This is a genomic window from Actinomadura sp. CNU-125 (assembly GCF_001942465.1).
Lineage (GTDB): Bacteria > Actinomycetota > Actinomycetes > Streptosporangiales > Streptosporangiaceae > Spirillospora.
Genome location: NZ_MKJY01000601.1, coordinates 20,821 through 30,148, shown reverse-complemented (window position 1 = coordinate 30,148; position 9,328 = coordinate 20,821). Strand labels below are relative to the sequence as shown.

The following is a 9,328-nucleotide window of genomic DNA, read 5'->3' as shown; positions in this document are numbered from 1 at the left end:
GGCAGGCCGCGCGGGTGGACGTCGTCGCCGCGCTCGCCGAGAGCGCGGCCCGGGCGGCGAACGGGCCCGCCGCGGCCGTCCGATCGCGGGCGCGTCCTGGTCTGTGCCGGGGCGCTCGGAAGCCTGGTGGGCGAGCGGGTCTTCGCCGGGTTCGGGGCGGCTTTCGGCGCGGTCGCGATCATCCTCGGCGGCGTCCTGCTCGTCCCCTGGCTGGTCGGGGCGACGGGCCGGGCCGCCGGGCGGCTGCCGGTTCCGCTGCGCCTCGCCGTCCGGGACGCGCCCGCAACCGCGCCCGCACCGCGCCCGCCGTCGCCGCGATCATGGCGGCGGTGGCCGGGGCGACCGCGCTGGCCGTGGCCAACGCCTCCGACCTGCGGCAGGAGCGGATCGATTACACGCCGTCCGTTCCGGTCGGTTCGACGCTGATCACGCCGCCGCGGGGCCAGGGCGACGCCGTCCGGACGGCGGTCGAGCGCGAGCTGCCCGGCGTCCCGCTGACCGAACTGCGGATCCTGCCCGACGCCGGCTCGACCTGCCCGGGCGACCGCGAATGTCCCATGGTGTCTTTCCAGACGGATCCGTACCCCGGTGAACGGTCGCTCATCATGGGCACCGTCGTGGGCGGCGCCGCCGAGGCGCGGATGCTGCTCGGCCGTGCCGACCGCCGGATCGAGGCGGCCCTCGCCGCGGGCGAGATCGTGCTCTTCGGCGTCCGCCCGCCCCCGGACGGGACGACGACGGCCACCGTCTCGGTGTGGCGCGACGGCCGGGAGGCGGCACTAGAGAAGGTTCGCGACCTGCCGGCGACCGCCGCCGCCGAGAAGGCGCCGGTCGAGGCGCTGGTGCCACCGGCCGCCGCCGAGCGGATCGGGGTCGCGCCGCGGCTCGACGCGTTCGGGATCGACCGAGACCACCACCGGGTGACCGAAGCGGAGCAGGCTCGGCTGGCCGAGGTCGTCGCGGGCGTGAGCAAGGGCGACGGAAACGTCTTCGAAACGGGCAACGTCAGGGTCGAACGCGGGTTCGGCCGTTCCAACGACCCGCTGATGCTGGCGCTCGCCGCCGCGGCTGCCGTCCTCGCGCTCGGCGGGGCGCTGATCGCGATCGGCCTGTCGGCCGCCGCGCCCGGGCCGACCTGGCCGTGCTCGCCGCCGTCGGCGCCCGGCCGCGCACCCGGCGGCTGCTGGCGGCGGGCCAGGCGGTGTACATCGCCGCCCTCGGCTGCTGGCTCGGGATCGCCGCCGGTCTCGTCCCCGGCATCGCCGCGGCCCGCTCGCTCACCGGCCACGGAACGGCGCACGGCCCCGTTCTCGCCGTCCCCTGGACGCCGCTCGCCGTGATCGGCATCGGGATCCCGCTGCTCGTGGCCCTGGTGGCGGGCCTGTGCACCCGCTCGAAACTCCCCATGACGCGCGTCACGGCCGAGTAGCCGCGCCGCGCGGGCCGCGGGCCGCCGCTGCTGATAGCGTCCGGCCCGTGGCCAAGGGGGTTTCGGCCGGCGGGGGAGCCAGGACCCTTGACCGGACGCCGACGGACCGCGCCGGACGGGACGTGCGGCGCCGCTGGGCCGCGCGCGGGCGCCGCCTGGCGGGCCCGGCGGCGATGGCCGCGGTCACCGCGGTCGTGTACGCGGCGTTCTCGCTGCTGCGCCTGCACACGTTCCGGGCCAGCAGCTACGACCTGGTGATCTTCGACCAGGCGGTCCGCTCCTACAGCGGGTTCGGCCCGCCGGTCGCGATCGTCAAGGGCGTCCACAACGGGTTCGGGCCCGACTTCGCGGTGCTCGGCGACCACTTCTCGCCGATCCTGGCCGTCCTGGCGCCGCTCTACTGGATCCACGACGGCCCGGGCACGCTGCTCGTCGCGCAGGCCGTGCTGTTCGCGGCGGCGATCGTCCCGATCTGGCGGTACACCGCGCGGAAGCTGGGCCGGGCCGCCGCGTACTGCGCGTCCGGCGCGTACGCGCTGTCGTGGCCGGTCGCGGAGGCGCTCTCCTTCGACTTCCACGAGGTCGCGTTCGTCCCGCTGCTGTCGGCGCTGCTCGTCGAGCGGCACGACGCCGGACGGCGCGGGCAGGCGGCGGCCGTCGCGGTCGCCCTCCTGCTGGTCAAGGAGGACATGGGGCTCCTGCTCGCCGGGTTCGGCCTCTACCTGCTCACCCGCCGCGGCGAGCGCCGCGCCGGCGCCGTCCACATCGCCGCCGGGCTCGCCGCGACCTGGGCCGCCTCACGGTTCGTCATCCCGGCGTTCGGCGGCGACGACGGCTACTACTGGGCGTACGGGACGCTCGGGCCCGATCTCCCGAGCGCCGCCGTCCACGCGGTCACGCACCCCTGGGACGTCCTGGCGGCCCTGGGCGACCCGCCCGCCAAGCTGGTCACGCTGCTGCTGCTCGCCGCCCCGCTGCTGCTGCTCCCGCTCGCGTCCCCGCTGACGCTCGCCGCGGTGCCGCTGCTCGCCGAGCGGATGCTGGCCACCGGCTTCGAGAACTGGTGGCAGGCGCGATACCACTACAACGCGTTCATCATCGCGGTGCTGATCCTGGCGGCGGTGGACGGTGCCGTGCGGCTGCGCGCGCGCGTCCGTGCGGCCCGCCGGGGCCCGCGCGCGCTTCCCGCCGCGGCCCTGCTGGCCGCCGCGGCCGTCACGGTGCCGTTCTTCGCGTTCGCCGGTCTCGCCGACCCGTCCCTCTACCGGCGGAACGAGCGCGCCCAGGCCGCGCGGCCGCGGCCGCGCGCGTCGCGTCCGGGGCGCTCGTCGAGGCGGCGAACAGCGTCGGCCCGGCCCTCAGCGCCCGCGCGCGCGTCCTGCTGCTGGACCGCTGGCCCCGCAGCGCGCCGTGGGTCGTCGCCGACGTCGAACGGCTGACGTTCCCGTTCCGTTCGGTGGCCGATCAGCGCCTGCGCGTCCAGGGCCTGCTGTACCTCGGGTACCGGGAGGTCTTCCGCCGGAACGGGTACGTCGTCCTGCACCACCCCGGATACCCGCCCACCGGGAATTTTGGACGTCCGTCCAATACCTCGTGAAGATCTCCCGGTCAGAATTCCGGTGAAGATGTCATTAAGGTAAAATGGCCTATCATTTTCGGTGGCTCTGCCCGATACTTGAAGTAAGTCGCGACGGCCGCGTCCGGCGCGGGCGCTCCCGCCCGCGAAACCCCCGGTAGAGCTGCCGGAGCGGCGCGGGGCGGAGGCACGGAACGAGGCTGGCGACGGTCCCGGGGCAGGCGCGGAATTCGCCCACCGCGCGCCGATGCCGCGGGTGGAAAATCCCGGCCGGAAGGTGCGCGGCGCGGGGTGGAATATGTCGAGTGGTCATGACGTGCCGACCGAGGAAGTCCGGCGCTTCGAGACCTGCGGCCGGGCGTGGATCGGCGTCCTGCGGCACGTCTGGTCCGCCGGCGAGGCCGGGATGGCCGACCGCGGCCCCATCATCGAGGGCCCGCCGCTGCTGTTCGAGATCGCCGCGCTCAGCTGGGAGGACCCGATCCTGCGCGAGCACGGCGACCGCGCCCGGCTCGTCCGCGGCGCCGAAGAACGCACCAGGCCGGACGCCCCGCCCGGCGGCGCGTCCGGCGGCCCGTCCGGCGGGCCCCGCCCGGACGCCGACCAGATCCGGTGGGTGACCGACCTCCTGCGCGCCCGCCCCTGGACCACCAGCGCGTGGGTCTCGCTCACCGTTCCCGGCGAGCCCGCCGACGGCCCGGCCGCGCTCGCCTTCCGCATCCGCGGCTACCGGCTGATCATGACCGCGATGTTCCGCGCGCAGAACGTCCACCGCGCCTACCTCGCCTACATCCCCCTGCGCGAGGTCCAGGTCGGCGTGGCCGAACGGCTCGGCCTCCCGTCCGGTCCCGTCCGCGTGTTCGTCGACGTCCCCCACGTGCAGGTCGCCGACGCCGACCGCGTCGCGACCATCCTCGCTTCCCAGCCCGAACCGAACGCGGCCTGACCAAGCTGGACATTCGGGAGTTACCGGCTGGTGTTTCCCCGGGACGCGATGACCGGGCGCGGCGAGGGATAGACTCGCCGACGGGGCGAGCGCACGACGAGGTGACTCGCGACTTCAGCTGCACGACCGCCCGCACATCCGACTTTCGAAGGACCGTTTCCTTGAGCAAGCCCGTCGTCCTCGTCGCAGAAGAACTCTCTCCCGCCGGCATCGCCGTGCTGGAGTCCGACTTCGAGGTCCGCCACGTCGACGGAAGCGACCGCGAGCAGCTGCTGCCCGCGGTGGCCGACGTCGACGCGCTGATCGTCCGCAGCGCCACCAAGGTCACCGCCGAGGTGTTCCGGCACGCCGCGAAGCTCCGCGTCGTCGCCCGCGCCGGCGTCGGCCTCGACAACGTCGACGTCGAGGCCGCCACCAAGGCGGGCGTCATGGTCGTGAACGCGCCGACGTCCAACATCGTCACCGCCGCCGAGCACGCCATCGCGCTGCTCCTGGCCACCGCTCGGAACGTGCCACAGGGCCACGCCGCGCTCAAGCAGGGCGAGTGGAAGCGGTCCAAGTACACCGGCGTCGAGCTCCAGGGCAAGACCGTCGGCGTCCTCGGCCTCGGCCGCATCGGCGTCCTGGTCGCCCAGCGCCTCGCCGCGTTCGACATGAACGTGATCGCGTTCGACCCCTACGTGCAGGCCGCCCGCGCCGCGCAGCTCGGCGTCAAGCTCGTCACCCTCGACGAACTGCTCGCCGAGAGCGACTTCATCACCGTGCACCTGCCGAAGACCCCCGAGACCCTCGGGCTCATCGGCGACGCCGAGCTCCACAAGGTCAAGCCCAGCGTGCGGATCGTCAACGCCGCCCGCGGCGGCATCGTCGACGAGGAAGCCCTCGACCTCGCGCTCAAGGACGGCCGCGTCACCGCCGCCGGTCTCGACGTGTTCAGCAGCGAGCCCTGCACCGACAGCCCGCTGTTCCACCACGACAACGTCGTGGCCACCCCGCACCTCGGCGCCAGCACCCACGAGGCGCAGGAGAAGGCCGGCACGCAGGTCGCCCGCTCGGTGAAGCTCGCGCTGTCCGGCGAGTTCGTCCCGGACGCCGTCAACGTGCAGGGCGGCGCCGTCGCCGAGGACGTCAAGCCCGGCCTCCCGCTCGCCGAGAAGCTCGGCCGGATCTTCACCGCCCTCGCCGGCGGCGTCCCGGTCCGCCTCGACGTCGTCGTCCGCGGCGAGATCGCCGAGCACGACGTCAAGGTGCTGGAGCTCGCCGCGCTCAAGGGCGTCTTCGTCGACGTCATCGAAGAGGCCGTCACCTTCGTGAACGCGCCCCTCCTGGCCCGCGACCGCGGCGTCGAGGTCACCCTCACCACCAGCGAGGACAGCCCCGACTGGCGCAACGTCGTCCAGGTGCGCGGCACCATGGCGGGCGGCGAGGTCGTGTCGGTGTCGGGCACCCTCACCGGCCCCAAGCACGCCGAGCGGCTCATCGAGATCAACGGCTACAACATGGAGCTGGTCCCGACCGCGCACATGGCGTTCTTCTCCTACGTCGACCGCCCCGGCATCGTCGGCCGCGTCGGCAAGCTGCTCGGCGACGAGCAGGTCAACATCGCCGGCATGCAGGTCGGCCGGGACGCCAAGGGCGGCCGCGCGCTGATCGCGCTCACCGTCGACTCCGCCATCCCGGCGCAGCTCGTCGACGCCATCAAGACCGAGGTCGGCGCCGACATGGGCCGTCGCGTCGACCTGGACGGCTGACCCGGTCCGACCGCCGCGGGGGCGGGCGCCCGGCATCGCGCCGGACGCCCGCCCCGCGCCGTCCGGCACACTTTGCATCTCGGATACTGAGATTTTCGGCCACCTATCGGGACTTCATCCCGACGGTGCGGGTACCGTGGCGGAGAGTATGCGGCGCTTCGTGGTAATCCTTCGCTGCCGCAGCGGGGCCTGATCATCGGCGGGCCGTCCCGCTGCGGGTGCAGCGCACGGCCGTGAGCCCGATGCCGCGCCGGACCGTGCGACCCACGGTCGTCCGGCGCCCCGCACGCCATCCGCTCAGCGATTCGGAGCTCTCCCATGGACACCACCCGCACCACGCCCGCCGCCCAGCCCGCCGACGACGCCCGCGACGATCCGCCCGCGCCCTGCAGACCGCCCTGGACCGCCGCGACAACGGCGGCAGCCCCACCCGCTGACACGGCGCCCGGACCGGAGCCGTCCGCGCGTTTTGCCGGACGCGGCCCGGCGGGGCAGGGTTGAGGCATGACGTCGAGTTCCCGCGTGGACGCCGAGTACGCCGAGTACGGCGAGGTCGTCGAGGTGCTGCGGGACGTCGGCCGGATCGGGCCGTTCTTCGAGATCCGCACCGACCCGGCGGAGGAGGCCGACCCCACGTGGCGTCCGTTCCCGGAGACCGATCGTGACCGGCTCGGCGAGCTGACCGACCGGTACGCCGAACGGCTCGGCACGTCCGAACGCCGGGTGGCGGCGTCCATCCTGTTCCAGGGGCTCGCGTCCCGGCTGTGGTCGCCGCTGGTCGCGGCGGCGGCGCGGGGCGTCGTGCCCGGCCTCGCGGGGCTGCACTGGCGGTGGGCGCCCGGCGCGCCCGTCGCCGCTGTGGCGGCCGCGCCCGCCGGGCGGCGCACCGGCGGGACCGGCGACGCCGCGCGCTCGTCCACGGCGAAGTCGTCGACCGGGTCCTCGCACCGCTCAAGGACGCCATGACGGGCGTCGTCCGGCTCGCCGACGGGCTGGTGTGGGGGAACGCCGCGTCGGCGCTCGCGGGGAGCCTGAACGTGGGCCCGCGCGACGCCGCACGGGCGGCGATCGTCCGGCACCTGCTCGCGCTCCCGCCGCTGGACGGCACCGGCGAGCTGGGCCCCGCCGGGTTCGTCCGGCGGAGCTGCTGCCTGTACTACCGGGTGCCGCCCGGCGGCGGGTTGTGCGGCGACTGCGCCCTGGTCCGTACCTCTGTGGGGGGACGACCCCCCACGCCCCCCGGCACGAGCGCCTGACCGCCGCCCTCCGCTCCGCTCCGGGGGGCGGTCAGGCGCGGACCGGCGGCGTCCGGCGGGTGAGCGCCCGCTCGGCGAGCAGGCCGAACACGACGCCCAGCGTCGTCCACAGCGCCAGCTGGATCCCGAGCGACGCGATCCGGAAGTCCCACAGGACGGTGGCGGGGAAGCCGTCCGGGAGCGCGTCGGGGTCGGGGGTGAGGCGGTTCGCGGCGGCGATCGGCACCACGAAACCGGCGGCGGTCGCGACGGCCGCGTTCCAGGCGCCCAGCCGGGGGACGAGGCGGCGGCCGACGATCACCGCGGCGGCCGTCGCCAGGACGCCGAGCGCCGCCGTCCCGAAGTACAGGACGGTCCGGCTCCCGATCGTCTCCGGAGCGCCGACGGGCCGGGGGCGTCGGCGGGTACTTCAGGAACGGGACGAGCGCGAGCGCGACGAACCCGGCCAGTGCGACCACGGCGGCGGTGGCGCGGGCGCCGAGCGCGCCGAGGCGGCCCTGCGCGAACGCGAAGGCGATCGCGAAGAGGCCGCCGACCGCGACCCCGTACACGCCGACCGCGGTGATCAGCCCGGCGGTCTGCTGCGCGGTGCGGCTCACGACCTCCTCCCCGTGCGCGTGGTCGCCCGCGGCGTGCGCCGCGGCCTCCTCGAACGCGATGGCGTCGGCGACCCGCGGCTCACCGTAGATCCAGGCGACGACCAGGGCGAGCGCGGCGGCGGCGAGGCCCGCGAGCATTCCTCTGACGAGCAGTTGTCTCATCATCGCGGCGGCCTCAGTGGCAGGGGAAGCCGAGCAGGTGCCGGCCGTCGTGGGTGAACTCGTGGATCCAGGTGCCGCCGAAGACGGACGTCGCGCCCTGCTCGGCGCCGACGAAGTAGATCAGGACCGCGGCCAGGACGACCGCGAAGACCGCCCAGGGCAGGATCTCGCGGACCGGGACGCGGACGGGCGCCGGACGTGCGTCGGGCGCCTCGGCTGACGGGACGGCGTGCTGTGCCATCGCGGAGTCTCCTCACGGGGGTCGCTCGCCCCCTGTCGCGGGAGGACGACGGGTCAGTGTCCTGACTCCCAGATCGACGCCTCCCGCCGACCTTCCGGCCGTGCGGCCGTGGTCCTGATGGCGGGGGCTCCCTGGTCACAGTGGCGGGACCGTCCCGGAATCGCACCGGGTTCCTGCGCACCGTCGCCTCGATGTGTAGTTGTCGACCACGAGAGTCTCCCGGGAAACCGGTCCGGTCAAGGCCGGACTGCCCGGAATGCGAGATGGAAGCCCATGCAGTGAGACGTTTGCAGTAGAGTTCGCGCATGGCATCCCGCAGCATCCGTCTGGCCGTGATCCCCGGTGACGGGATCGGCCCCGAGGTGGTCGCCGAAGGACTGAAGGTCCTCGAGGCGGTCGCGCCGTCCGGCGGCCTGAAGTTCGAGCAGACCTCCTACGACCTGGGCGCCGCCCGCTGGCACCGGACGGGCGAGACACTGCCCGACTCGGTCCTGGCCGAGCTGCGCGAGCAGGAGGTCGTCCTGCTGGGCGCGGTCGGCGATCCGAGCGTGCCGAGCGGCGTGCTGGAGCGCGGGCTGCTGCTGCGGACCCGGTTCGAACTCGACCACTACGTCAACCTGCGTCCGGTCAAGCTGTTCCCGGGCGTCACGACCCCGCTCGCGGGCGTCACCCCGGACGACATCGACATGATCGTCGTCCGCGAGGGGACCGAGGGCCCGTACACCGGCGTCGGCGGCGTCCTGCGCAAGGGCACCCGGCACGAGGTCGCGACGCAGGAGAGCGTCAACACCGCGTTCGGCGTCGAGCGGGTCGTCCGGTACGCGTTCGAGGTCGCGGCGTCGCGTCCGCGCAAGCACCTGACGCTCGTCCACAAGGACAACGTGCTGACGTTCGCGGGCGACCTCTACCAGCGGACGCTGCAGCGCGTCGCCGAGGAGTACCCGCAGGTCACGACCGCCTACACGCACGTCGACGCGGCCACGATGTTCTTCGTGAACGACCCGGGCCGGTTCGACGTCGTCGTCACCGACAACCTGTTCGGCGACATCATCACCGACATCGGCGCCGCGATCGCGGGCGGCATCGGCCTCGCCGCGTCCGGCAACGTGAACCCGGACCGGACGGCGCCGTCCATGTTCGAGCCCGTGCACGGCAGCGCCCCCGACATCGCGGGGCAGGGCAAGGCCGACCCGACCGCCACGATCCTGTCGGTCGCGATGCTGCTCGACCACGTCGGCGCGGCGAGGCGGCGCGCCGCGTCGAGCGGGCGGTGTCGGACGACCTGGGCGAGCGCGCCGCGTTCGGCGCCCGATCGACCGCGCAGGTCGGCGACGCGATCGCCAAGCGAGTATCCGGCTAGGGGCGCGT

General features: G+C 74.4%; 9 protein-coding genes, 2 pseudogenes and 1 riboswitch. Of the genes and pseudogenes, 8 read left to right on the top strand and 3 right to left on the bottom strand.

From position 1 onward, the window contains the following. The 7 genes from BJF79_RS49720 to BJF79_RS52585 form a co-directional block, all read left to right on the top strand. On the top strand, nucleotides 1-1,340 hold a 1,340-nt coding region (locus tag BJF79_RS49720; protein ID WP_262403724.1), incomplete at its 5' end, for a hypothetical protein. Nucleotides 1,341-1,476: 136 nt separating this feature from the next. Next, nucleotides 1,477-2,868, top strand: coding sequence for a DUF2079 domain-containing protein (locus tag BJF79_RS49715; RefSeq protein WP_143221037.1), 1,392 nt, complete (start codon nucleotides 1,477-1,479; stop codon nucleotides 2,866-2,868). A gap of 17 nt (nucleotides 2,869-2,885) precedes the next feature. Further along, nucleotides 2,886-3,026: a hypothetical protein gene (locus BJF79_RS56905; RefSeq protein ID WP_158079542.1), complete on the top strand. Its 141-nt coding sequence runs from the start codon at nucleotides 2,886-2,888 to the stop codon at nucleotides 3,024-3,026. Nucleotides 3,027-3,321: 295 nt separating this feature from the next. After that, on the top strand, nucleotides 3,322-3,951 hold the full coding sequence (locus BJF79_RS49710) for a hypothetical protein (protein ID WP_262403723.1): 630 nt from the start codon (nucleotides 3,322-3,324) through the stop codon (nucleotides 3,949-3,951). Nucleotides 3,952-4,112: 161 nt separating this feature from the next. Beyond that, the gene (gene serA / locus BJF79_RS49705) at nucleotides 4,113-5,702 is read left to right on the top strand and encodes a phosphoglycerate dehydrogenase (RefSeq protein ID WP_075907518.1); all 1,590 of its coding nucleotides are present in this window, start codon (nucleotides 4,113-4,115) and stop codon (nucleotides 5,700-5,702) included. Nucleotides 5,703-6,206: 504 nt separating this feature from the next. Then, nucleotides 6,207-6,668 (top strand): hypothetical protein, encoded by a 462-nt coding sequence (locus tag BJF79_RS52590; RefSeq protein ID WP_143221035.1) that lies wholly within the window; start codon nucleotides 6,207-6,209, stop codon nucleotides 6,666-6,668. After that, nucleotides 6,665-6,958, top strand: a complete 294-nt coding sequence (locus BJF79_RS52585; protein WP_083734860.1) for a (2Fe-2S)-binding protein — start codon at nucleotides 6,665-6,667, stop codon at nucleotides 6,956-6,958. Before BJF79_RS52590 ends, BJF79_RS52585 begins: the two co-directional genes overlap by 4 nt. A 31-nt stretch (nucleotides 6,959-6,989) precedes the next feature. Here BJF79_RS52585 and BJF79_RS65115 read toward each other — a convergent pair whose 3' ends face one another. The 3 genes and pseudogenes from BJF79_RS65115 to BJF79_RS49690 all read right to left on the bottom strand — a co-directional run bounded on the left by BJF79_RS65115 (nucleotide 6,990) and on the right by BJF79_RS49690 (nucleotide 7,960). After that, on the bottom strand, nucleotides 6,990-7,307 hold the full coding sequence (locus BJF79_RS65115) for a CbtA family protein (RefSeq protein WP_262403725.1): 318 nt from the start codon (nucleotides 7,305-7,307) through the stop codon (nucleotides 6,990-6,992). Between the two features lie 97 nt (nucleotides 7,308-7,404). Beyond that, nucleotides 7,405-7,695 (bottom strand): annotated as a pseudogene (locus BJF79_RS65110) (CbtA family protein); the annotation flags it as partial. A 37-nt stretch (nucleotides 7,696-7,732) separates the two neighbouring features. Continuing rightward, nucleotides 7,733-7,960 (bottom strand): CbtB-domain containing protein, encoded by a 228-nt coding sequence (locus tag BJF79_RS49690; RefSeq protein WP_075907517.1) that lies wholly within the window; start codon nucleotides 7,958-7,960, stop codon nucleotides 7,733-7,735. Nucleotides 7,961-8,014: 54 nt separating this feature from the next. Further along, nucleotides 8,015-8,136: riboswitch (cobalamin riboswitch) on the bottom strand. Between the two features lie 129 nt (nucleotides 8,137-8,265). Between BJF79_RS49690 and BJF79_RS49685 the strand changes: the two are divergent. After that, nucleotides 8,266-9,320, top strand: a pseudogene (locus BJF79_RS49685) (3-isopropylmalate dehydrogenase). The last annotated feature ends 8 nt before the right edge of the window (nucleotides 9,321-9,328 follow it).

Bases quoted from the DNA above. Each gene is read 5' to 3' on its own strand.
- BJF79_RS52590 (WP_143221035.1), top strand. From the start codon at position 6,207: ATGACGTCGAGTTCCCGCGTGGACGCCGAGTACGCCGAGTACGGCGAG.
- BJF79_RS52585 (WP_083734860.1), top strand. From the start codon at position 6,665: ATGACGGGCGTCGTCCGGCTCGCCGACGGGCTGGTGTGGGGGAACGCC.
- BJF79_RS49690 (WP_075907517.1), bottom strand. From the start codon at position 7,960: ATGGCACAGCACGCCGTCCCGTCAGCCGAGGCGCCCGACGCACGTCCG.